The following is a 25,305-nucleotide window of genomic DNA, read 5'->3' on the forward strand; positions in this document are numbered from 1 at the left end:
TCCTTTCTCTGTCGGGATGAAAGTAGGGTATAATAAGAGTAGAGGTTTGAATAGGGTCTTGACTAACAAAAAGTAATCTGCTATATTATTTAGAATTTATAAGGTCAGCTTTACCGCTATAACTATTAAAAAAGTTGAGGAGTGAGCGCATTGGCAACCTATTATTTGGAACCATCCCGTACATTTAGCGAATTTCTGTTGATCCCCAACTTGACAACAAAGGACTGTACGCCGAACAACGTCGATCTGAAAACGCCGATCACGAAGTTTAAAAAAGGCGAAGAGCCTGCGATTTCTTTGAATATACCGTTCTCATCAGCGGTCATGCAGTCTGTCTCCGACCATAATATGGCGACTGCACTCGCTCGATGCGGCGGTATTTCTTTTATCTTCGGCTCGCAGTCGATTGAAGATCAGGCATCGATGGTGCGCAAGGTTAAGGAATATAAGGCTGGCTTTGTCGTAAGCCGCTCCAATCTCAAGCCTGACCAATCGCTGCAGGACGTGCTGAACTTGAAAGAAGAGAATGGCCACTCCACAGTTGCAATCACCGAGGACGGCACTTCCAGCGGCAAGCTGCTTGGCATCGTAACAAGCCGGGACTACAGATTGAGCCGGGATTCGCTGGACAAGCCAATCAGTCAATTCATGACGCCGTTCTCGTCCTTAATCTATGGACAATCCGGCATTACGCTTCCAGAAGCAAATGATCTGATCTGGGAAAAGAAATTGAACTGCCTGCCTATCGTAGACGAGAATCAGCATTTGCAGCATCTTGTATTCCGCAAAGACTATGATGCAGACAAAGAAAATCCGCATGGATTGCTGGACAAGAACAAGTCTTATATCGTAGGCGCAGGCATTAACACGAAGGATTACAAAGAGAGAGTGCCGGCGCTTGTCGAAGCGGGCGTAGACATTCTCGTTATCGACTCCTCAGACGGCTATAGCGAATGGCAGTACGAGACGGTCAAATATGTGAAAGAAAACTTTGACGTGAAGATCGGTGCAGGCAATGTCGTTGACCGTGAAGGCTTCCTTTACTTGGTGGAATCCGGTGCGGATTTCGTGAAGGTCGGCATCGGCGGCGGTTCTATCTGTATTACGCGTGAACAAAAAGGCATCGGCCGCGGCCAAGCTTCGGCTCTGATGGAAGTCGCTGAAGCGAGAGAGCAATATTACAAAGAGACTGGCATCTATGTGCCGATCTGTTCCGACGGCGGTATTGTTCATGATTACCACATCACATTGGCACTCGCAATGGGCGCGGATTTCGTTATGATGGGCCGTTATTTTGCCCGCTTTGACGAGAGCCCGACTAAGAAGCTTAAGGTCGGCAACAATTTTGTAAAAGAGTTCTGGGGCGAGGGCTCGAATCGCGCCCGCAACTGGCAGCGCTATGACACAGGCGGCAAGCAAGGACTTATTTTCGAAGAGGGCGTGGACTCTTACGTTCCTTATGCCGGTACGCTGAAGGAAAACCTCGACAAAACGATTCATAAAATCAAATCGACGATGTGCAACTGCGGCTCGATTTCGATTGAAGAATTGCAGAACAACGCCCGTATTACACTCGTCTCGGCAACCAGCCTCGTTGAAGGCGGAGCCCATGACGTTATTATGAAGGAAAACGGATTGTCCGCTGAGTAAAAGATAATAGCAATGTTGAGGAAGCTGAATCTCTATTATATAGGGATTCAGCTTTTTTTTGCGTTGATTGAACTGCTGATTATTTAAGCCGGCAAAACGCCGCGACTATTAAAGTATTGTTAATCGGGACAAATGTCCTTTCTGCCAATACGGTTTTCATTGTTTAATGAGACTGCATCACAAATACAGCAACAGGAGAGTGACGGGAAACGTATGGAGCCTTTAAAGAGACGGCGCCGGGAGTTTAGTGCAACCGTATATGTGCTGAACGAGAGCGGGGACCGCCTGCTGTTTGTCCGGAGGACGAAACCGCCATTTGTCGGCAGTTATTTGCCGCCTGGCGGCCATCTGGATGAGAATGAAACGCCTGATGAGGCAGCGCTGCGGGAGGTGTTGGAGGAAACCGGATATCCGATCAGGCTCTTAACATCGGCTGGTCATGAACCGCTGGAGGATGGAGTGACGATACTAGCTGTGCCCATTGCGATTCAACTTGAACCGATTGATGAGGAGCATGATCATATTGACTTGATCTACTTGGGACAAGTAACAGGAGAGCAAGTCGCGCTTAGTGAGAATGAAGAGGGAGGGATATGGCTGTCTGCTGAACAGATGGATGAGCAGCCGATGCCGGAGCCGGTTCGAATGGCGGCAAAACGAATCCTAGCCGGAGCGATGCGCGATTATTGATGCCTTGCATCTATTCATTCATTTCCAGGGCATAATGAGAGAAATCATGCACGGATACGAGGGATTAGGATGAAGGACGGAATCATAGACAAGCTCAGACAAAAGCATGGCTGGTTAAACGATATGCTTGCCCATATGCCGTCTGACTTGCTGGGACATTGGAGCATTGCTAGTGTGCAGCCTCATGAGATGGTTTGCGAGCAGGGAAGGATGGCGGATTACTTCTATATCGTCACCGAAGGCGAGTTTAAAGTTCAGCATACGCTGGACGACGGGCATTTGGTCATTCTGGCTTACCTCTACCCCGGGGAATTAATTAGCGATATTGAGATCGCTCTCGACCGGCCATACGTATGCTCGGTTGTCGCATCGGCTAAAGGCTCTGTACTTGCCCTGAATACGGCGATATACCGCAAATGGATCGCGGCGGATCCCGGATTTGTATTCATATTGAATAGACAGCTGTCCAAAAAGCTCTATGAAGCCGGACAAAAGTCAATTGACCACATGTCTATGTCGCTTCGTCACCGGCTGGCCCGCTACCTGTACAAGCAGCTCGAGCATTTTGACTTTAATGAGCATGTCGCCTGCATGATTGCCTTCTCACGGGAAAATATCGCCTTAGAGTGGGGGGTCTCAGTACGCAGTATTAACCGGGTGCTGAAGGATCTTAAGGACCGCAGAATGATTTTTGTCCAGAAAAATCAGATTATATGCAATGAGTGGAGCCGCTATTTATTAGAGAAAGAGCTGCAGGAGCTTGAAAGCAAATCATAATAGGAGTGATTGACTTATGACGCAATTATCGAACCCGATGCAGCGCGGTATGGCGCAAAAAAATATTTCCGCCCGCCATATCGTTGCCATCGTTATTAGCGCATTAATTTATGGAGCGACGATTTATATCTCCCGGTACTTTCCTATTAAAATCGGTACGGTGCAGGCGATTTATCCGGCCGCTGTGTTTGCCCCGTTGTTCGGAATCTGGTTTGGTCTATGGGGCTCAGCCGGATTAGTTGTCGGCAATGTCCTCTCCATGCTGATTGTCGGCATGAACCCTGCCGTGTATCCGCTCGCTCTGCTGGCGCAATTTGCGATGGGCTTTGTTCCTGGCGTCATGTTCCGCAAAGCAAGGCTGGAAAGCATGAAAGACCGCGTTCATTTTATATTGGTTGTTATATTGGGCATGCTGGCGGGAACCGTACTGGTGGCGCTTAATCTCATTATCTTTCAAAAGGTTCCGGCCAATGTGGTGTGGACCACGGTCTGGGCTTGGATGCAGGTCAGCAATACACTGACAGCAGCGGTGCTAAGTCCGATTTTGTTCGCATGGATGTCCGATTATATGAATAAGTCAGGGTTGTTTTTCAAACGGTTCTGGGGCTAATAAGGGGAGAAATAAGATGCAGTTGTATTATCCTTCGAACTCCATCATTCATTACATGCATGGCTTCACCAAAATTATTATCTTTGGAATTCTGTTAACGTTAGTTCCTTTGTTCATGGAGCAGCCAGCGAGTCTATTGGTCTTGTTGCTGGTTTGCTCTGGTTTGTTCACCTATATCCGGCCGCCGAAAACCCATTTGCTGCTGCTGATTCCTGTCGGGCTTCTTGCCTTTACGATGAGCTTGACTTATTTTTTCGCAGATATGGGCGGACAGGTATACGTGCACGAGGAGTTCGGCTATTGGATGTTTCAAATTTCCTCCGGCAATATTTTATTTGCGGTAACGTTTATTTTGAGAATGCTGATTTGGTCGCTATTATTTTTTATTTTGCTGTTCACGACCTCACCGGAAGATTTGGTCATCGGGTTGAAAAGGTTTGGTTTGCCTGAATTTCTGACCTTGGCGGTATCGCTCGCGCTGCGTTACTGGAGCTTGATGATCTTCGATGTGAAGACGGTCATGGATGCTCAATATTGCCGGGGAGTTGACTTCCGCTCTGGAGGCATACTGACGCGAACCAAGCGGTTTGCCAGCCTGCTTATCCCGGTATTATTCGTATTCTTGAAGCGGTTCCGTACGACCAGCTTTGCACTCACGTTAAAAGGCGTCGGAAGAAAAAATAAAAGAACGTACTATTACAATCCGCGCTTATCGGCCATTGACTGCTGGGCCATATCAACAGCGGCACTATTGACTGCAGCGTGGCTGACGCTGCAATGGTTGTACAAACTTTAGACAAGGGGGCAGAGCTATGATCCGATTTGACAATTACTCCTGCCGTTATGAATCGTCCAAGGAGCCCCTGCTGCATACGTTAAATCTGCAAATTAATCCAGGTGAATTTGTGTTTGTAACCGGGCCAAGCGGCGGCGGAAAATCGACGTTGTGCTTCTCCATTAACGGGCTGATCCCGAATGAAATGGAAGGCTCGCTCTATGAAGGCAGCGTGAAGGTGGACGGCATTAACGTCCAGCAGACGTTCCCGTATGACCTTGTATCGGTTGTCGGAACGGTGCTTCAGGACCCGGAATGGCAGCTCGTTCGAGGAACGGTTAAGGAAGAGCTGACGTTTGCTTTGGAAAATATGGGCGTTCCCGTAGAGGAAATTGACCGCCGTTTGGCTCAGGTAGCTGAACAGGTGCAGATCAAGCCGCTGCTGCTTCGCTCCTCCTTGGAGCTGTCCGGCGGGCAGAAGCAGCGGGTAGCCATTGCGGCTTGCCTGATGATGCAGCCGAAAGTAATCGTGCTGGATGAACCAACTGCCGAGCTGGACCCGATGGGAAAAGAGATGGTTATGGAGACGATATGCGAGCTGCATCGCCAGTGGGGTTATACAGTTGTATTTGTCGATCATAACCTGGATGTTACACTCCCGCATGCAGATCGGGTTATCGTCGTTGCGAACGGGCGAATCATTGCGGATGCGCCTCCTGCGCGCGTATTTGACCATCAGGCTGTTCGTGAGCTGCTTCCTATGCCGCAGATTGTACAGCTATCGAGGCAGCTTGGCGTCCGCAGATCGGACGGGGGTGACCCGTTGACGGTGGCGGAGCTTGAAGAGGAATTGGGAGAACGGCATGGAAGAAATAAGCCGGGGTCTGATTGGGCGGACAGCGGGCGAGCACATCAGGAGGAACCTGTTCGTTCCGCGAAACCAATTATTGAGCTCAAGCAAGTCAGGTTCAAGTATAAGAAGCGTGATACCGACTTGACGATCAAGCCGGTCGATTTGCGAATTATGCAAGGCGAATTTGCCGCAATCATCGGCCATAACGGAGCGGGCAAATCAACCTTATGCAAGCTGATAACCGGGCTGTTGAAGCCTTCCAGCGGCGAAGTGCTTATTCATGGGAAGCAGGCGAATTCCTACGGGGCCGACCAGAGAGTGCAGCATGTCGGCTTCGTTTTCCAAAACCCGGACTTTCAGTTTGTCCGCCGAACGGTATATGATGAAGTGGCCTACGGCTTGCATATTCAGCGGCTGAAGGCGGAGGAAATCGATGCACGGGTAAGACAGGTCACGAAGCTGTTGAATATTGACAGTTATTTGAATGAGCATCCGCATTTTCTAAGCAGGGGAGAGCGGCGAAGAGTGGCGATCGCGTCCATTCTGGCGCTGGAGCCGGAGGTTATCATATTGGACGAGCCGACAACGGGGCTGGATTCCTTGCGGTGTCAAGAGATGATGAGCTATATCCGGAAGCTATGGCAGAAGGGCCATACGATCATTTTGCTTACTCATGACATGCGAGTGGTAGCCGACTATGTGCCGAGAACGATCGTCATGTCGGGCGGACAAATTCAATGGGATGAGCCAACCCGTAATATTTTCGCCAAAAAAGAGGAGCTGCACCGTCATCAGATTACGCTTCCGCCTGTAGTCGAGCTTTCCTATTCATTGGGCTGGCCTATACCGTCGCTGACCTCAGAGGAGTTCATCGCTCACATTCATAGAGTAGAGGGAGTCATAGAGACGGCTGCCAAAGGAGTGCTCCGATGAAGCAGCCATTTCTGATGATGATGCTGGGTGTCGGCAACGGGTTCTGCAAAACGACTTATCATAACAATGCATTAATTGATGCAGAAGGACGGCTGTTTCTTATTGATTGCGGAGCGATGGCATGGCAAAGCCTGCATGAAATCGGTCTTGGCTTTGAGGATATTGAGGGCATATTCATTACTCATCTTCATTATGATCATTGCGGTGGCTTGGAAGAGGCGGCTCTCTATGGCGCCTACGCGGCGGGAAGGAAGATGAAGCTGTGGCTTCCAGCTCCTTTAAAAGGACTCATATGGGATAAATATTTGAGCGGAACGCTGGAGAACAAAGCAGAAGGCAGAGCAGCACTGGACGACTATTTTGAAGTGCATTGGGTCGAGGAAGGAGAGCGTTTTTCATTCTCTGCCGGTTCGTCAGCGGGACTGACGGCGCGCTGGCTGCAGACACGTCATGTGCCTTCCAAGTTTAGCTGCTCGCTGATTATGGATGAACGCTTGTTTTACAGCTCCGATATGCAGGCAGATGAAGAGCTGCTTCGCACCTTGGCCGAACAGGGCATAGAAACGTTTTATCATGATTCAAGCTTCATCTATAATCCGGTCCATGCCGGCTTGGAGGAGCTGCGCGAGTACCCGGAAGAAATACGCAGCCGGTTGTACTTAATGCATTATGGCGAGGTGCCGGCCATTCAATCGGAGCAGGAGCTGCGCGGCATGAAGCTGCTTCGGCAGCATGAATGGCTCGCTTGGTAGCGGGAATTTGGAATTGGAATTCACGGAAGGAGGCAAGGCTGATATGAGCAGTAAATTTCCTTTTGTCCGGCTGGAGCTTCCAGCATGGTTCGAGCCGGTTATGGAAAAGGTTTGGCTAAAAATGAATGACGATTCCACGGGACATGATTTTTTGCACGCGGTTCGTGTCATGGAGCTGGCTGCAGATATTGCAGCTGAGCTTGGGGCGGATCAGGAAATTGCGATGGCAGCCGGTCTGCTGCATGATTATTACCGCAAAGAGGAGAAGCAGACAGGCCGGCTTCATTATGGACCGGAAGCGGTGGATGAATTGCGTAATGAGTTTGGAGCATTGCTAGTGCCGTATTTGAATGAGGACCGCGTTGAACATGTGCTGCAGGCGATATCGCGGCATGAGGAATATCCGTTTGCCGGCAGTGAGGAAAGGGCGCCTTTGTCCGTTGATGAACAACTATTGCAAGACGCGGACCGGATCGATGCCATTGGCGCAATCGGAATTGGACGAACCTTTATGTTTGGAGGTGCGCATGGCTTGCCACTGGCAGACGATGAAGAATGGTCCGGCGGTGTATTTGACCCTGGTCAAAAGCCGCAGGGTTCCGTGTATCGTCATTTCTATGAAAAATTGCTGAATTTATCCGACGGGATGCATACCTCACCGGGCCAGCGTTTGGCGGCCGAACGGCATCAATTTCTAGTTCATTTCGTTAAGCAGCTCGAATATGAACTTAAGCTTGATAGCCGCTAAATTATTGATGAGGAATGCAGAGAAAGCAGAAGATTGAATCTAAAAAAGGTTGCGCAGCTTCGTCCATTCGCTGCGCAACCTTTTTTAAGAATAAACAGCTGATAAATTATTTCAACAGCCACAAGGCAGGAACGTTTGATGGCTCCCAGCCAACGAGGGAGGTATGGGACTGTCTACACTCATAGACAGAGCCTCCGTAAGTTACAAGAGCGCCAACCGAATAAGCGGTATTTGGTGCCCAAGCAGGTGCTGTAGAGGCTGCGGCGGTCGTGCCGCTTACTGTGCTTGCAGGCGATTGATTGCCTGCTGCATCGATGGCATAGACGCTGAATGTGTAGGTTGTGCTTGCGCTAAGTCCCGTTACGGTATAGGAAGTAGCAGTGCCGGATGTCGTCGTAACGAGAGTCGAGCCGTTGTAGATCCGGTAGCCAGTCACTCCTACATTGTCCGTAGACGGGCTCCACATGAGCTGAATGCTTGATGAGGTTGGCGCCCCCATAACATGCAAGCCCCCTGGAGCGGTTGGCGGCTGCGTATCATTGCCGACAACAGGATTAGTTGTTACTGTTATCGCATTGCTTGCTGCCGAAACGTTGCCGGCGGCGTCAATCGCTCTGACGCTGAATGTATAAGGGGTATTGGCAGTAAGGCCGGTTGCCGTGTAAGTAAGCGTTGATCCCGAGACTTGAGCGATCTGGTTGGCTCCGTTAAATATCCGATAGCCAGTTACGCCGACATTGTCGGTTGCGGCCCCCCATGACAGCGAGACGCTGGTTGTTGTTTTCGATGGAGAAGTCAGCGTTCCTGGAGCGGATGGCGCAGTGGTATCAACCGGGTTGCTGCCGCTGAAGTTCACGTCGATAACGTTATAGAAAGCGTTTGCAGTATCAGCGATTTCCCAGACGGCCAGAATGACTTGATAGCCGGTGCGCGCTGGCACGTTGCAAGTATTGGAGTAAGTGAATGGCGGTTGTACTCCGCCGTAGCTGACGGAACAAAACGGTGTTAAGTCAAAGGAATCGCGGGTAAGAGGGGCATTGGGATTCCAGGTTTGCTTCGTGATGTAGTATTTCCAGCTTGCCGTAGCGTGAGCAGCGGTCAGCTTCCAAGTGAATGTGTTATTGCCGGCGGAGATATTGACTTTGGACCAGCGGGTTGCCGACTGCTCGTCGAGCTTAGGAAACGCGCCGTTTGCGCTTGCGATTTTACCGTCTGCAGGACCGGCGGCAGGGAAGCCTTTGGGCGCTTCCAAGCTTTGCGGCTCGTAGATGATTGAACCGCAATCGGTGTTCTGCCCCGATTTGCAAAGCGCGGCCCGGCTTGCCGGCCCTTCCACATAACCGTGAGAGAAAGCGGCTTTCTCCGTAAGCATAAGCATGGAAATTACGGCAATGAGCAGGATACCGATCAATTTGGACAGCGATACGTTATAAATTCGAAATGACGTCATAAATGAACCTCCTTCAAATTTTTTTGAACCACTTTGGCTGGACGGCAGCGCAATAAATCGGACCAAGCTTATGTCATTTCATAGGCAAGCTCCTTTCCAAAAGATTAATATATAAACTCAAGAAGAGAGTTCATATCGAATCTCAAGGTCAACTGAATTCATTTGCGGCAGGCTGCGGTATTCAAAGATAAAGTGTTCAATGATTAGAAGGAACGTTAGAAGAAGAGAGGGAGGGAGTATGCTGAGATTTGGCAAACCAGGGTGCTGCTTACTCATGACTAGCGGGAGGATCATTGCTTTGTTCGATTTCATTATATGGTAAATTTGTAAATTAGACCTGAGTCCTTTGGAGTGGATAATCAAAAAAATGATTGGTTTTTGCAAATATAAGTCTCTAATGCGCAGAAAATCTTGTTTTTCCGGCGTTTTAGTTGCAGTTTGGGACGTGATGATTTTATCGATTTGAGGGTTGTGCAGGAAGCGGACGAGCATGCGGATAGGCTTTTTTTGAAATTTTTATAGGTACAAATAACTAACAGAAGTTGGGGAAATGTTGGATATGTCGAAACAATGCGGCTGAAGGACAGCGGCCGGCGACATTAAAAATGAAGGCATTGAAAGGGCTTTGCCGTCAGGAATGGGGGTATTTTCCAAACAAAGTGGAAGCGCATACATTTTTCGTAATATTGCATCTTATAGCTTGGCCGTCTCTGTCTCTATAATGGGAATGTATGACATGGAAAGGGGGGCAGCCGGCAGTTAATCCGGTAAAGGCAGGTGAGGCGGAGGAAGAAGAAAGACGGAAAACGTCGAAGTGAGACATCATGAATTGTAACCGCTATCATTTTTTTTGATTTGGAAGGTTTACGCATGCTCTCGCATCCCATTTTTATTGAGGAGGAATATAATGCGCAACAAGAAGTATGTTGCATGGTCGCTGGCAGTGACGATGCTGATTTCAAGCCTGCTGCTGTCGGCAGGCCCGTCGGCGCCAGTGCATGCAGCTGGCGGTGCCAATCTCACGCTGGGCAAGACGATAACGGCAAGCGGCCAATCTCAGACGTATAGCCCGAACAATGTGAAGGACAGCGATCAGAACACGTATTGGGAAAGTACGAACAATGCGTTCCCGCAATGGATTCAAGTCGATTTGGGAGCCAGTACAAGCATTGACCAGATTGTCCTGAAGCTGCCTGCAAGCTGGGGCTCCAGAACGCAAACGCTGGCCGTTCAGGGCAGCACGAACGGTTCATCTTTTACAGATATTGTCGGATCGGCGGGTTATACGTTCAACGCTGCTTCAGGCAATGCGGTCACCATTAACTTTACTGCGGCCAGCACACGCTACGTTCGTTTGAATGTAACGGCTAATACGGAATGGCCAGCGGCACAGCTGTCGGAATTTGAAATTTACGGCAGCGGCGGAACGACACCGACGCCTAGTCCTACGCCGTCTGCACCGGGCACGTACCAAGCAGAGTCTGCGGCGCTATCCGGAGGAGCGAAAGTGAATACCGACCATACCGGTTACTCGGGTACGGGTTTTGTTGACGGTTACTGGACGCAAGGCGCTGCGACGACTTTTACAGTCAATGTACCTTCAGCAGGCAACTATGATGTGACGCTGAAATACGCCAACGGCAGCGGAAGCGCTAAGACGCTCAGCCTTTATACCAACGGTAACAAACTCCGGCAAACCTCCTTGTCCAGCTTAGCTAATTGGGACACTTGGGGGACCAAGGCAGAGACAGTCGCTTTGAATGCCGGCAATAACACGATTGCTTACAAATACGATGCTGGCGATACCGGCAACGTTAATTTGGATCAGATTACAGTGGCGGCATCGTCGACGCCGACACCGACGCCAACGCCAACACCAACACCAACACCAACACCAACACCAACACCGACACCGACACCGACACCGACACCGACACCAACACCAACACCAACACCAACACCAACACCAACACCAACACCAACACCAACAGTAACGCCAACACCGACGCCAACTGTGACGCCTACAGCTAACCCAGGCGGCAACATTGCGATCGGCAAAGCAATTTCGGCTTCTTCAAGCACGCAATCTTTTGTAGCGGCCAACGCAATTGACAACAGCACCGATACTTACTGGGAGGGCGGCGGCAGCTCAAGCACGCTCACGCTTGATCTTGGAGCGAATCATGACGTGACATCGATTGTACTGAAGCTTAATCCGTCCGCGGCATGGTCAACACGTACACAGACGATTCAAGTGCTGGGACATAATCAGAATACGACGAGCTTCAGCAATTTGGTGTCAGCACAATCCTATACGTTTAATCCGGCAAGCGGAAATACGGTTACGATTCCGGTTACAGCTACAGTGAAGCGGCTTCAGCTGAGCTTTACGTCCAACTCCGGTGCTCCGGGCGGACAAGTGGCAGAGTTTCAAGTGTTTGGCACGCCGTCTCCCAATCCGGATTTGACGGTAACCGGCATTTCATGGACGCCGTCTGCGCCGATTGAGACGAACGCTATTACGCTGAACGCTGTTGTGAAAAATATCGGCAATGCCGGTGCTCCGGCAACGACAGTTAATTTTTATCTGAATAATACATTGGCAGGCTCTGCTCCTGTAGGTGCGCTTGCAGCCGGTGCCGAGGCAACGGTATCTCTCAATGTGGGAGAGAAGGCAGCTGCGAATTATACAGTCAATGCCAAGGTCGATGAGAGCAATCTCATTATCGAGCAAAATAAGACAAACAATAGCTACACGCATACCGTTCCATTAACGGTTGCTCCGGTCGCAAGCTCGGACCTGGTAGGAACGGTTTCATGGACACCGAACACGCCTGCGGCCAATAACGCTGTGGCTTTTACAGTAAATCTTAAAAACCAAGGCAATATCGCTTCGGCTGGCGGCGCTCATGGCGTTACAGCGGTCTTGAAAAATGGGGCAGGAGCGACAATTCAGACCTATAGCGGATCTTACACCGGCACTCTGGCTGCCGGAGCTTCTGTTAACATTAATCTGGGAACGTGGACTGCGGCAACGGGTACCTACAGCGTAACGGTAACGGTCGCTGCAGATGCCAATGAACTTCCAATCAAACAGACGAATAACGTCAGCACGACAAGTCTGGTTGTCTATTCGGCACGCGGTGCAAGCATGCCTTACAGCCGATATGATACAGATGATGCTACACGCGGAGGCGGTGCTACTCTGCAGTCGGCACCTACGTTTGACCAAGCGTTAACTGCCTCAGAAGCTTCCGGTCAGCGTTATATCGCGCTTCCGTCTAACGGCTCGTATGCGCAATGGACTGTTCGTCCTGGCGAAGGCGGAGCGGGTGTCACGATGAGATTTACGATGCCTGATTCGGCTAACGGTATGGGATTGAACGGCTCCCTTGATGTCTATGTCAATGGCGTCAAGGTGAAGACGGTATCCCTGACTTCCTATTATAGCTGGCAATATTTCAACAGCGACCATCCTGCCGATGCTCCAGGAGGAGGCCGTCCGCTGTTCCGCTTTGATGAAGTCCACTGGAAGCTGGATACTCCGCTCCAAAGCGGTGACACAATCCGCATCCAGAAGGGGAATGGAGACAGTCTGGAATATGGCGTTGATTTCCTCGAAATCGAGCCTGTGCCAGTCGTAGTTCCGCGTCCTGCCAATTCCGTGTCTGTAACGGATTACGGTGCAATTGCAAATGACGGCAATGATGACCTTGCTGCTTTCGAAGCTGCTGTAACGGCGGCGGTCGCCTCCGGCAAAACGCTGTATATTCCGGCAGGAACATTCCATCTGGGCAACATGTGGAAAATAGGTTCGGTTAGTAATATGATCGACGATATTACGATTGTTGGTGCCGGAATCTGGCATACAAACATTCAATTTACGAATGCAAATGCAGCGTCAGGCGGCATATCGTTCCGGGTTAAAGGGAAGCTGGATTTCAGCCATATTTATATGAATTCCAACTTGAGATCCCGTTACAATCAGGAGGCTATCTACAAAGCGTTTATGGACAATTTTGGTAAAAACTCCAAAGTGCATAACGTGTGGGTTGAGCACTTTGAATGCGGCTTCTGGGTCGGCGATTATGCGCATACGCCTGCGATTTACGCCGATAATCTTCTGATCGAAAACAGCCGCGTGCGGAATAACCTTGCAGACGGCATCAACTTTGCGCAAGGAACGAGCAATTCGACTGTACGCAACAGCAGCATCCGCAATAACGGTGATGACGGACTCGCCGTATGGACGAGTAATGTCAACGGAGCGCCTGCTGGCGTAAACAATACGTTCTCCTTCAACACAATTGAGAACAACTGGCGCGCGGCAGCTATCGCCTTCTTTGGCGGCGGCGGCCACAAAGCGACGAACAACCTGATTGTCGATACGGTTGGAGGCTCCGGCATCCGTATGAATACCGTATTCCCAGGACATCATTTCCAGAATAATACGGGCATTTTGTTCTCGGATACGACAATTATCAACAGCGGCACGAGTAAAGATCTGTATAATGGCGAACGGGGCGCAATCGACTTGGAGGCTTCCAACGACTCCATTAAAAACGTCACGTTCTCTAACATCGATATCATCAACACCCAGCGCAGCGCTATTCAATTCGGCTATGGCGGCGGGTTCGAAAATATCGTGTTCAACAACATTAACATCAACGGCACGGGCTTAGACGGCATCGAGACGTCCCGCTTCACATCGCCGCATAAAGGTGCAGCCATCTACACTTATACCGGAAATGGCTCGGCAACGTTCAACAACCTGACGACGAGCAATATCGCTAATCCGAATGTGAATTACATTCAGAACGGATTTATTGTGACGATTAACTAAGCAGCGTGTGGCAGAGTCAGGAAGGCGTTCTTCGGAACGCCTTTTTGATGTTTTAGGGGAAGCTGGGGCTTCAGTCAAAAATAGCGAAGCTCGTTCGCTTTTTAACGAAGCTATTTTCGCTGGAGACCCTGCAGATTGTTATATCTGTCTCTACAGTGAACCAAACTTCGCTTTCCATGAATCTAGGTTCGCGAATTGCGAAATTTAGTTCGCTGTGCGGAATGGCAGAGTTATTCTCGCATTCTGTAGCGAAGTTCAGTTCGTTAGTTTGCGAAGCTGGTTCGCTATAAGGCATCATGAAGCTTTATCAGCAGCATACGGCGACACTGCAGCGCAGTTTGATTCTCCGGGTTTGTCATAGAAATGTTGAATCAAAATGTAAAAGTGCAGGTTGTTGGCGGCTTCTTCGGCGTTTTATGGCGTCAAAATGTAAAAGTGCAGGTTGATTGTGCTGAAAAGCTTACATAAGCCGAAATTGAGCGATTTCAAATGTATTTTTGCATTTTGATAGCGATTTTGGGGAGTTTTGGCCTTATCAAAATGCACATTTGCATTTTGATTCCCCTTTGGCGGCTGATCGTCAGTGGAAGTCTGGGAAGTTACGGCATACAAACACGCAGATTACTTTAAGCAACAGTTAGATAAGCAACCGACGAACATCACTCGCCGTGCTGCGAGATCGCAGGAATGAAAATTGTGCTTGCTTTTTCATTTCCGACTGTGATACTATGCTTTACAAACGTTCCGTTCGTAAACGGTACAAAACAACTACTACACATCAAATGAATAAGGATCTTCGGGGCAGGGTGAAACTCCTGACCGGCGGTAAACGTTCCTCGTTGAACGAAGCCCGCGACTCTCTGAGCCGACTACGGCAAGGGGACTGACTTGGTGCAAATCCAAGGCCGACGGTATAGTCCGGATGGAAGAAGATCACAAGTACTGATGCGGGCAAGCGCGCTCAATTTTGACGCAGCTTCTGTTTTCGCAGCTTTATTTGGGCAGCCCCGATTCGCGTATTCGCGTGAATCGGGGCTTTTTTGGCGAACATGCAGCCGCTGTATGTTGTGCCCGGTCCTTGATTCGGAAAGGTCAATTATTATGAGTCATTCATTTCCTGCACCACCGCTTGTCCGGACCAAACCCGTTCGTATGGAGTTTTGGTTAGTCGTTATCGGAGCTGCCCTGTGGGGCATCGATCCGGTGTTTCGCATCCTGCTGCTGAAGTCGCTCACTTCCACGCAAATTGTATTGCTTGAGCATTTAATTCTGTTTGCAGCTGCAGCACCCGTGCTGTGGAAAAACCGCGCCGATCTGCGCGGTACATCGCTTCGCCAAGTCGGAGCGCTGCTCTTTATTTCATGGGGCGGCTCGGCACTGGCGACCATTCTCTTCACGCTGGGGCTGGCGCATGGCAACCCCAATGCGGTGCTGCTGCTTCAAAAGCTTCAGCCGCTGTTCGCAATTATTTTGGCCAGAGTGCTGCTGAAGGAAGTACTGCCTCGATTTATTGGCCCGCTGTTCCTTGCGGCAGTCGCCGGCACATATTTGCTAACCTTCGGTTTCTCGCTGCCGTTTACCCATGTTAATGATTTGATGCAAATCGGCAGTCTGCTGTCGCTTGGTGCAGCGCTGCTGTGGGGCGGCTCTACCGTAATGGGCCGTTACTTGCTTGGCACGATGAAATATGAGACTGTCACCTCGCTTCGCTTCGTATTGGCGCTGCCGCTGCTGCTCGTCATTACCGTGTCTGAAGGCGCCATATGGAAGTTTCCAGCAGGTACGGGCGAGCAATTCGCGGTGCTGATCAATTTGCTGCTTCAAGCGTTGTTGCCGGGTCTGCTAAGCCTGCTGCTTTATTACAAAGGGTTGAGCAAAATCAAAGCATCTTACGCCACTTTGGCGGAGCTCAGCTTCCCTATGGTCGGCGTGCTGCTGAACTGGATCGCGTTCAAAGCAATTATTACGCCAGCGCAATTGACAGGCTTCCTGCTCATTTGGGTCACCTTATTCTTCATCTCCAGACAGCAGGACAAGGAGCAGCCGCTTCAAAAATAGCGTTATAGAGCAACCGCCTCATATTTTGTAAAATCTCCTCGCCGCTGCGCCAGCACGGCGATTTTTTTATGCCGAATCACATAAACTTTGCACGCACAGAACACAGCTCCCAGCCCGCGGTGCAGTCTTTTCAGGACTGAGGTCCTAAGTACAATAAAAAGAAAACGGTTGCATTTTATCGGTTTGTTGAGGTTAGATGTTAATGAAAGAAAGGTGTCGAATCGAAGGGGGAGTCCAGATTGGCAGCCAGAAAATGGCGTTTCAGCTACCGCAATAAGCTTATCGTATCGTTCATGCTGGTTAGCTTGCTGCCGGTATTGATCGTACAGATGATCTCGTATTACGTGTCCACCGATGCAATGAAGACGAAGACTAACGCCCTCGTACAGGCGAATTTGCTGCAAACGTCGAAGAACCTGGACATCTCGCTGCTGGCGTATCAGGACCTATTGTTCCAAATTATAACGAATGACGATGTGATTCGGCTTGTGAAGGCGATCAACGTGCCCAACGAGGATGTCGAGCTGAGCAAACGCAAGCTGATCAATCTTCTATCGTCCTATTCCTATGCAAAATACGGCATTCGCAGCGTCGCGATCTTTACGAGCAACGGCTCACTGATCTGCTATGATCAGCAAACGGGGTCCCCATATGACAACTTGTGGTCGGAAGCCACCAATTTGCAGCAGCATCCGTTATACGTCTCGGCTATTCATAAAACAAACGGAATTATGACGGCTCCCGAGAAGATCAGCTCCATTAACCGGGATGAGCAATACGGCTTTCATCTGGTACGGAAGCTTAGCGATTTGAACGGTGTAAATCTGGAGGGGATCGGGGTCGTTGTCATTACCGTATACGAATCTGTATTGGCCAGTGCGATTAACTTGACCGATCCTGAAAGCGATGTCAAACAGCCGTTCGAAAGCCGCAATTTTCTCGCGGATAACAAAGGCACCATCGTATCCTCCCCGGATCAGAGCAGCATCGGCAAAACGATTGGTGATGTAACGACAGCTGCGACGATCAGCAACACCTATTACAATTCTAAAACAGGTTTTACTGTATATAACTTGATCGATCAGAAGGAACTGTTCAACGAAATGTACGCGATGCAGCGTATCAGCGTACTGGTCGGCGTTGCGGCACTTATATTGGCAGGAGTGCTTATTTTCTATTTTTCAGGACGATTAACAGCTTCCATTCGCAAAGTTGTTGGCGCGATGCGCATTGCCAGGCATGGAGGATTTACGGTGCAGGTGGATGACCGGTCGCAGGACGAAATTTCGACGATTGCGCTTCATTTTAACCGGATGATGGTGACGATTAACGACTTAATGCAGGAAATAAGGGACACGGGCGAGAAGCGGAAGGAGGCGGAAATACGGGCCTTGGAAGCGCAAATTAACCCTCATTTTCTGTACAATACGCTGGATTCAATCAATTGGCTTGCCATTGAAAAGGACGAGCATCAGATTAGCCAGATGCTGAAGGGACTGGCGCAAATTTTGCGCTACAGCATCAAAGACAGCAACAAGCCGGTCACTGTAAGGGAAGAGCTTATGTGGATGGACCGGTATATGTTTTTGCAGCAGTACCGTTTCCGCTCCTCTTTCGAATGTGTCGTCGAGAAGGACGAAGCGGCATTAGATTTCTATATTCCGAAATTGCTGCTCCAGCCGATTATCGAGAATGCGATCATTCACGGTTTTTCGGGGGTGAAGCAAGGCGGCGTGCTGTCGATTCGTTTCCGGTTCATAGCGGATGACCGCTTGGAAATTACCATTCAAGACAACGGTATCGGCATGGACGAGGTTGTGCTAACGAAACTTCAGCATGAAAGTGCTGCCATTACGGAAAATGGAGGCGATTCAATCGGTATCCGCAACGTCTTTGAAAGAATGCGAATGCATTATGGAGAGCAAGCGGAATTCACAATGACAAGCGTTTTGGGAGAGGGTACTTCCGTTAAGCTCCTGCTTCCCGCAATGTCATCAAAGGAGGAACTGGCAGGATGAAAATCGTCGTAATCGAGGATGAGGACAATACACGAAGCGGCATTATTAGATTAATCGGCAAGCTCGGCTCCGCCTATGAGGTTATTGGTGAGGCGGATAATGGCTTGTCGGGCATCAGCCTCATTGAGGAGCTCCGGCCGGATCTCGTTATAGCAGATATCAAAATGCCGCAAGCAACAGGGATTGAGATGCTTCAGCAGCTCAAAGAGCGGGGGCATCGCCATAAAACCGTTATTTTGACCGGATTTTCCGAGTATGAGTACGCACGCAAAGCACTGCAGCTTGGCGTGTTCGAATTTCTGGAGAAGCCGATTACAGCAGAGGATTTGAGAATTACGCTGGAAAAAGTGCAGGAGGAGCTCAGTTTTCAGTCAGCGGCGGGTATGCCGGCAGGAAATGCGGCGGCGCAAGCTGAGCAGCTGCTGCAGCATCTCCTCGCCAGGGAGGACATCGACAGGCCGCTGCTTTCATCCTATATCGGTCAGGGGATGAGCTTGAAGGAGAATTTGCCGCTCTATTTGGTGACCGTTTATTTAGGCAAGCGATTTGACGATGCTGCGGAAAGAATGCTGCCGCTCGTCAGCAGTTTGCTGAAGCCGTATGGCCGTCAAGCGGTTTGTTCGGTCGTGCAAGACCAATCGCTGGCAGCGCTCGTTCAACCGGACCCGGAAAATAGCGAGCTTCAGCGTTATCTAGAGGATGTACTAGTGCCGGGGGTTCGCGAAATCGATTCGTCTGCGGTTATCAGCTTTTCAGAATTAGACGAAGTATCCCAGTTGAAGCCTTCTTTCGACCAGCTGGCAGAGTGGAGGAAATGGTTTATCACTGTGGAAGGCAGCACTGCCATTCTGAACGAACGGCTGATGGAGCGGCTGCAGCTTGAACGCCGTGCGCTCTCGTATCCGTCTACAATCGAAAACAAGCTCAAAATGGCGGTGTCGGCACAAGCGCCTGATGATGCGGTAAAATGTCTGAACCAATGGCTCGATATTTGTCATGCCGGCATCTATGATCCCCAGCACATCATCGATGCATCGGTACGGCTCGTCTCGGCGATGCTGCAAACGGTAAGCGATCTGTATGGCGAACGTATCGCATTCGATTATCAGCAGGAATGGCTGCACCCGATCCTGTCGTCACAGACGAGAAAGGAGCTGCAATCTGCTTTCGCTGTCATCGCACGGCAGTTAACGGCAATCCGGCCGGAAAGCAACCCGGTTCCTTACAGCATGATCGTTCAAAAAACGGTTCGCATTCTTCAGGAAAGGTACACGGACGGCGTGACGCTGGAGGAGATTGCGGCTGAGCTGCACATTACTCCGGAATATTTGAGCAGTTTGTTCACAAGGGAAACGGGCCGCAATTTCACGGCGTTTCTGAAGGAGCATCGCATTCGCAAAGCGAAGGAGCTGCTGCTTGAATCGGGTCTGAAAATGTTCGAAATTGCACAGCGGGCAGGTTATCCCGATCCGAAATATTTCTCGCGCGTGTTCAAAGAGATGACTGGCTTGTCGCCGGCTGAATATCAAAAACTGAACAGGGGATGATTTTCGTTTAAGATCGTCCACCTTTATTAAATATTTCGTATTTATGAAACGCTTTCAAAACCATAAACTGAAGACGTGATCACAAAGTATTGTCACTTCAGGGGGGAAAAAGTTGAAAAAAAGATCAGGTTTATGGATGCTGGCTATGCTGCTCGTATTGTCCTTGACGCTGGCAGCTTGCGGCGGAGGCAATGGAAACGGAAACGGCAATAAGGAGAGCAAAGGTTCCAATGAGACGGCCGAAGGCAAAGGTGCCAGCGAGCCGAAGAAGCTGACACTGTGGTTTTATTTTGAAGGCAAAGCGCAGTTTGACATTGTGAAGTCGTTGACGGACGGCTTTACGGCTAAAAACCCTAACATTACAGTAGATCCGGTGTATATCCCATTCGCGGATTTCAAAAAACGGCTGTCGGTTGGCCTGACCGCATCTGAGCTTCCGGACATCGTCATTATCGATAATCCCGATCATGCAGCTTACGCGGCAATGGGACTGTTCGCAGACATTACGGAGCAGTTGAAGGATTGGCCGGAAAAGGATCAGTTCTTCGAAGGACCGTGGAAGTCCGCCTCCTATGACGGCAAACAATACGGCATTCCGCTCGGCAGCAACAACTTGGCGCTCTATTACAACGAACAAATGCTTCAGGATGCCGGCGTAACGCCGCCGCAAACCTGGGATGAGCTGAGAGAAGCGGCGAAAAAGCTGACCAAAGACGGCGTTAAAGGGCTTGGCGTCAGCGCTCCGCAAAACGAAGAGGGTACATTCCAGTTTCTTCCTTGGCTGTTGTCGACTGGTGCAACCTTTGATCAAATTTCGACAGACGGCGTAAGAGCTTTCTCGCTGCTGTCCGACCTCATTAAAGACGGCTCAATGAGCAAGGAAGTGATCAACTGGACGCAATCCGACGTGATGAAGCAGTTCGCGGCGGGCAAGCTGGCGATGATGATCAACGGTCCTTGGCAAATCCCAGATATTGAGAAAACAGCTCCAGACTTGAAGTACGGCTTGGCGCTCGTTCCGAAAGACAAGAAGTTTGCCTCCGTGCTTGGCGGAGAAAACCTTGGCGTCGTAAACGGGAAAAATATACCGGAAGCGGTTGAATTCATTAAATATGTTGCTTCTCCAGAAGTGAGCAAAGACTTTGCACAGAAATTCGGCTATTTCCCGGCCCGCAAAGACGTTGCAAGCGATCCTTACTGGACGGATAACGACAAATTGAAAGTGTTTGCCCAAAACATGGAGTATGCGCAGCCTCGCGGCCCGCATCCGAAATGGCCGGAAATTTCCAACGCGATTTCCGAAGCGCTGGGCAAAGTGCTGACGCTGTACTCCGAACCGGAAGCGGCGGCGCAAGAAGCGCAAGCGAAAATTGACGGCGTTTTGCAAAAATAAGCAGCCATTACGGCTTTGAAAAATCGATAAAGGGAGTACATGTGCAGCTTCCATGTGCTCCCTTTTTCTAAGGGCGGTGAACACCATGAGTAAGTTTAAAGAATGGAGAGCGGGGTACCTGTTCGCGCTTCCGGCGCTGGCCTATATGCTCTTCTTCGTAGGCTATCCCATCATTGACAACATACGGTTAAGTTTGCTGGACGTTAACGTCATGAATCTGGTGAACGGCGACCAGCCTTTTGTCGGCTTAGACAATTACACGAAGCTGTTCCGTGAGGGCACGCTGGTGAAGGTGCTGCAGAACACACTGATTTTTACGGTAATGTGCATTGCGCTGCAATTTGTTGTAGGCCTTGCTTTCGCCCTATTGTTTCAGCTTTCGTTCCGGTTCTCACAGCGGCTTCGGGGGCTGGTCATGATCAGTTGGCTGCTGCCGGCGACGATTACAGCGATGATGTTCAAGTTTATGTTCGGCTCCGGGGGCATCATCAACGATGTGCTTCTGCGGCTTCATCTGATTCAAGCTCCAATCGAATGGCTCGTGGAGCAGCATACGGCGATGTTTACCGTCATCCTTGCCAATACATGGATTGGCATTCCGTTCAATATGATTTTGCTGACAACGGCTTTGACGACAATTCCCAAAGACATTTACGAAAGCGCGGCGATCGACGGCGCGAACGTGCTGCAGCGGTTTTTCCGCATTACGCTGCCACAGCTCAAAGCGGCGATCCTGTCACTGCTGGTGTTAGGCTTTATTTACACCTTCAAAGTATTCGACATCGTGCTGATCATTACGAACGGCGGACCGGTCAACTCGACACAAATGATGTCTACGTTCGCCTACAAGCTGAGCTTTGATCAGTTTCAATACAGCCAAGGGGCGGCCGTCGCCAACGTCATGTTCCTCGTCCTGCTCGTGGTGGGCTTTATCTACATGCGTCTGCTGAATAGGGAGGAGCGGTCATGACATTGTTGAAAAAAAATGCAAAATGGCTGCTGCCGCTCTTCGGAATTATCGTCACAGCAGTCTTTCTCTTCCCGTTATATTGGCTGGCAGCGACTTCGTTCAAGACGGAAGCTGAAATCTTCCAGACGCCGCAAACCTGGTTTCCGCATCAATTTCAGTTCGAATCGTACACGGAGCAGCTTACCGGCTCCTCCGTCGATATATTCGCGGGCTTCCGCAACAGTCTCGTCATCTCGGTTGGCGCATTGATCATTTCGACATTATTGGCAATTCCGGCTTCCTACGGCGTAGCCCGTTTCCGTTTTCCGGGGCGCCATTTGTTCGTCTTATTGTTTCTTGTCACGCAAATGCTGCCCGCTTCGCTTATTCTGACTCCGCTGTTCTTGCTGTTTAAGCAGCTGGGTCTCATCGGCCCCTCTTACTGGAGCACGATACTGGCAAATGCGACGGCTGGCATTCCGTTTGCCGTTATTATTTTGCGCACCTATTTCGTGACCTTGCCGAAGGAGCTGGAGGAATCGGCAAAGATCGACGGCTGCAATACGCTGACGACTTTTTTCCGCATCATGCTTCCAATTGCGGTTCCGGGCGTCGTTGTTGCAATTGTATTCTCATTCCTGTTTGCCTGGGGCGACCTGATTTACGGCATGACGTTCATCAGCAAGGAAAGCTTGCGGCCGATTACAGCGGGTATTTATAACTTCCTCGGCTTCCAAAGCACTTCGTGGAATAATACGATGGCTTTCGGTACGGTCAGCATCATTCCGGTAGCGCTTCTCTTTATTTTCGTACAGCGGTATATCGTCAGCGGACTGACAAACGGCGCAGTGAAAGGATGATCGAATTATATGACAACTGCTAAATATCCATTAAATCGTCCATTTGATGTGGGAGCGGGCTTCGATGAGCCTTCAGATACGTACTTCTTTGCATCATCCGTAGTGTCGTACGATCCAGGTACGCATCAAGGTCAAATGCAATGGCAGCGCTACTTGCGCAAGCCCCGACTTTCGTTCAACCAGATCGATTATCCGTTCGCCGCATCCCAGGGCTGGGAGTTCCCGGATGAATATGCAGATCAGCCGGTTACGGATTTCCAGCTCGCTTTCTTGAGCGAGAGGACGATCCGGCTGCGCATGAAGACGCGACCTGTCTCCAGCCGTAAAGCATCCAATGAACCGTCGCTCATGCTGGAGGAGGGAGCGGCAGACCGCCGTCAGCCATGGGAGTCACGGAGAGAAGGTGATTCGGCTGTCGTCTACGAGAGCCCCTTCGGGTCGGTGACGGTAGGCTTTAATCCGTGGAAAATAACGCTGCGGAACTCGCAAGGCGATATCCTGACCGAGACACGGCATCTGTCCGATTCCAAATCGCTGCTCAATTCCAATCAGCTGCCATTTGCCTTTCGCAGAAGCTCTGCTGATATGGGCAATCAGCTGGCGGCCAGCTTTTCTCTGCAGCCGGGCGAGAAGCTGTTCGGTACGGGAGAGTCGTTCACCCGCTTGAACAAACGCGGCCAGCGGATCGATTTGTTCACGACCGATGCGCTCAGCGCGCAAACGCCGCGTATGTACAAGCCGATTCCGTTTTATTTGAGCAGCCAGGGCTACGGCATGTTCGTTCACTCTACGGCGCCAATGACTTTCGATTTGGGCGCAGCTTATGATGATACGCAAACGTTGTATACCGGGGAAGAGGAGCTGGATCTGTTCCTGTTCATCGGCGAGCCGAAGGACGTATTGACCGAGTATACGAATCTGACGGGTAAAAGTCCGCTGCCGCCGCTCTGGTCCTTTGGCCTATGGATGAGCCGGATTACGTACAGCTCGGAAGAGGAAGTGCGGGAGGTTGCAGAAAAGCTGCGGACCAATGGCATTCCCGCCGATGTCATTCATCTGGATACGGGATGGTTCGATAAGGACTGGCGCTGCAACTACGAGTTTTCCGGTGAGCGGTTCGAGAATCCGGCGCGGATGATTGCAGATTTGAAGGAGCAGGGGCTGCGGGTATCGCTGTGGCAGCTGCCATACTTCACGCCAACGAACCCTCTCTATGGCGAACTGCTTGAGAAGGGCTATGCCGTATGGACCGGCGAGGGCAATCTGCCAACCGATGATGCTATTCTCGACTTTAGCAATCCAGACGCCGAGCAATGGTACAAGGAAAAAATCGCCGGTTTGCTAGAGTTAGGTGTAGGCGCGATTAAGGTTGATTTCGGCGAGGCTGCTCCATTGAACGGCTTATATGCCTCTGGCAGAAGCGGATATGCGGAGCATAATTTATATCCGCTTCGTTATAACCGCGCGGTGGCGGATATTACCCGCGAAGTGAATGGCGAAGCGATCATCTGGGCTCGCAGCGCTTGGGCGGGAAGCCAGCGCTATCCGATTCACTGGGGCGGCGACGCTGAGAATACCGACAGTGCGATGGCTGCGTCGTTAAGAGGCGGCTTATCGCTCGGGCTGAGCGGCTTCACCTTCTGGAGCCATGACATTGGCGGCTTCGTGGAAAGCAGCCTCGAGGCGCTGTACCGCCGGTGGCTTCCGTTCGGCATGCTGACCTCCCATAGCCGCTGCCATGGCGCGCCTCCAACAGAGCCGTGGGCATACGGCGAGGATTTCACCGCCTACTTCCGGCGTGTGACCGAGCTGAAATATTCGTTGCTGCCGTATATTTATACTCAGGCCAAACTTAGCGCTGACAAAGGGCATCCGCTGCTTCGCGCCCTGTTCTTCGAATTTCCGAATGATCCGGGATCTTGGCTGGTGGAAGATCAGTATATGTTCGGTACGGATTTGCTCATCGCTCCGATCTTTGAGGAGAAGACCGGGCGCAACGTCTATTTGCCGCCAGGTGAATGGATCGATTTTCAGACTGGCGCGCGTTGGACTGGCTGCAGCTGGCAGCGTATAGAGGCTGGCGACATTCCAATCATTTTGCTGGTCAAAGCAGGCTCGGTCATTCCGCAGTTGAAGCCGGCGTTGTCGACGACTTTTCTGGATTGGGAGAATATTGCGTTTCACGCTTTTGAAGGATCAGATGTGTCCGATCAGGGGCCGCTCTGCTGCTCGCTGTTCGAGCCTTCCGGGCAGAAGCTGTATGCTGTTGAAGTGAAAGGAAGCGCTGTAACGGTGAAGAGTAGTGATACGAGAGAGGCCGATAATACAAAACCGGGATGGACGGTTTTAACCGTTTAATAGATTTGGGAGAGCCAGCCCTGGCAGCCGTATGGCCGCTG

17 protein-coding genes and 1 riboswitch are annotated in these 25,305 nt (G+C 50.5%); of the genes, 16 read left to right on the plus strand and 1 reads right to left on the minus strand.

Features of this window, described 5'->3' with window-relative positions:
- The first annotated feature begins 150 nt into the window (after positions 1 to 150).
- The 8 genes from ACFVVF_RS00195 to ACFVVF_RS00230 all read left to right on the plus strand — a co-directional run bounded on the left by ACFVVF_RS00195 (position 151) and on the right by ACFVVF_RS00230 (position 7,788).
- A complete protein-coding gene (locus ACFVVF_RS00195; RefSeq protein ID WP_387804308.1) occupies positions 151 to 1,650 on the plus strand; it encodes an IMP dehydrogenase in 1,500 nt (499 codons plus the stop codon).
- A gap of 213 nt (positions 1,651 to 1,863) precedes the next feature.
- The gene (locus ACFVVF_RS00200) at positions 1,864 to 2,340 is read left to right on the plus strand and encodes an NUDIX hydrolase (RefSeq protein WP_387804310.1); all 477 of its coding nucleotides are present in this window, start codon (positions 1,864 to 1,866) and stop codon (positions 2,338 to 2,340) included.
- A gap of 69 nt (positions 2,341 to 2,409) precedes the next feature.
- On the plus strand, positions 2,410 to 3,117 hold the full coding sequence (locus ACFVVF_RS00205) for a Crp/Fnr family transcriptional regulator (protein ID WP_387804312.1): 708 nt from the start codon (positions 2,410 to 2,412) through the stop codon (positions 3,115 to 3,117).
- 16 nt (positions 3,118 to 3,133) lie between these two features.
- Positions 3,134 to 3,727 (plus strand): hypothetical protein, encoded by a 594-nt coding sequence (locus tag ACFVVF_RS00210; protein WP_387804314.1) that lies wholly within the window; start codon positions 3,134 to 3,136, stop codon positions 3,725 to 3,727.
- A 16-nt stretch (positions 3,728 to 3,743) separates the two neighbouring features.
- On the plus strand, positions 3,744 to 4,523 hold the full coding sequence (locus ACFVVF_RS00215) for an energy-coupling factor transporter transmembrane component T family protein (protein ID WP_387804316.1): 780 nt from the start codon (positions 3,744 to 3,746) through the stop codon (positions 4,521 to 4,523).
- Between the two features lie 16 nt (positions 4,524 to 4,539).
- Positions 4,540 to 6,288 carry an ABC transporter ATP-binding protein gene (locus ACFVVF_RS00220; protein ID WP_387804317.1) on the plus strand — a complete coding sequence of 583 codons (1,749 nt, stop codon included), beginning with the start codon at positions 4,540 to 4,542 and terminating at the stop codon, positions 6,286 to 6,288.
- Positions 6,285 to 7,040: an MBL fold metallo-hydrolase gene (locus ACFVVF_RS00225; RefSeq protein WP_387804318.1), complete on the plus strand. Its 756-nt coding sequence runs from the start codon at positions 6,285 to 6,287 to the stop codon at positions 7,038 to 7,040. The genes ACFVVF_RS00220 and ACFVVF_RS00225 overlap by 4 nt, the downstream gene beginning before the upstream one ends.
- A gap of 43 nt (positions 7,041 to 7,083) precedes the next feature.
- Positions 7,084 to 7,788, plus strand: a complete 705-nt coding sequence (locus ACFVVF_RS00230; RefSeq protein WP_387804320.1) for an HD domain-containing protein — start codon at positions 7,084 to 7,086, stop codon at positions 7,786 to 7,788.
- Positions 7,789 to 7,894: 106 nt separating this feature from the next.
- Here ACFVVF_RS00230 and ACFVVF_RS00235 read toward each other — a convergent pair whose 3' ends face one another.
- Positions 7,895 to 9,238, minus strand: coding sequence for a lytic polysaccharide monooxygenase (locus ACFVVF_RS00235; RefSeq protein WP_387804322.1), 1,344 nt, complete (start codon positions 9,236 to 9,238; stop codon positions 7,895 to 7,897).
- Between the two features lie 907 nt (positions 9,239 to 10,145).
- Here ACFVVF_RS00235 and ACFVVF_RS00240 point away from each other — a divergent pair.
- From ACFVVF_RS00240 to ACFVVF_RS00275, 8 genes are all read left to right on the plus strand, one after another.
- Positions 10,146 to 14,081, plus strand: a complete 3,936-nt coding sequence (locus tag ACFVVF_RS00240) for a discoidin domain-containing protein (RefSeq protein WP_387804324.1) — start codon at positions 10,146 to 10,148, stop codon at positions 14,079 to 14,081.
- Positions 14,082 to 14,869: 788 nt separating this feature from the next.
- Positions 14,870 to 15,019, plus strand: a riboswitch (FMN riboswitch).
- Positions 15,020 to 15,182: 163 nt separating this feature from the next.
- A complete protein-coding gene (locus tag ACFVVF_RS00245; RefSeq protein ID WP_387804326.1) occupies positions 15,183 to 16,139 on the plus strand; it encodes a DMT family transporter in 957 nt (318 codons plus the stop codon).
- Between the two features lie 239 nt (positions 16,140 to 16,378).
- The gene (locus ACFVVF_RS00250) at positions 16,379 to 18,157 is read left to right on the plus strand and encodes a sensor histidine kinase (RefSeq protein WP_387804328.1); all 1,779 of its coding nucleotides are present in this window, start codon (positions 16,379 to 16,381) and stop codon (positions 18,155 to 18,157) included.
- Entirely contained in the window at positions 18,154 to 19,704 is a 1,551-nt protein-coding gene (locus tag ACFVVF_RS00255) for a response regulator (RefSeq protein ID WP_387804330.1), read from the plus strand. The genes ACFVVF_RS00250 and ACFVVF_RS00255 overlap by 4 nt, the downstream gene beginning before the upstream one ends.
- 112 nt (positions 19,705 to 19,816) lie before the next feature.
- Complete coding sequence (locus ACFVVF_RS00260) at positions 19,817 to 21,097, plus strand: sugar ABC transporter substrate-binding protein (protein WP_387804332.1); 1,281 nt, start codon at positions 19,817 to 19,819, stop codon at positions 21,095 to 21,097.
- Positions 21,098 to 21,182: 85 nt separating this feature from the next.
- A complete protein-coding gene (locus ACFVVF_RS00265; protein ID WP_387804333.1) occupies positions 21,183 to 22,067 on the plus strand; it encodes a carbohydrate ABC transporter permease in 885 nt (294 codons plus the stop codon).
- Positions 22,064 to 22,906: a carbohydrate ABC transporter permease gene (locus tag ACFVVF_RS00270; RefSeq protein WP_387804334.1), complete on the plus strand. Its 843-nt coding sequence runs from the start codon at positions 22,064 to 22,066 to the stop codon at positions 22,904 to 22,906. The genes ACFVVF_RS00265 and ACFVVF_RS00270 overlap by 4 nt, the downstream gene beginning before the upstream one ends.
- A 9-nt stretch (positions 22,907 to 22,915) precedes the next feature.
- Complete coding sequence (locus ACFVVF_RS00275) at positions 22,916 to 25,264, plus strand: glycoside hydrolase family 31 protein (RefSeq protein WP_387804336.1); 2,349 nt, start codon at positions 22,916 to 22,918, stop codon at positions 25,262 to 25,264.
- Positions 25,265 to 25,305: the final 41 nt, after the last annotated feature.

It is taken from the genome of Paenibacillus sp. NPDC058174 (genome assembly GCF_042883865.1).
Taxonomy (GTDB): Bacteria; Bacillota; Bacilli; order Paenibacillales; family Paenibacillaceae; genus Pristimantibacillus.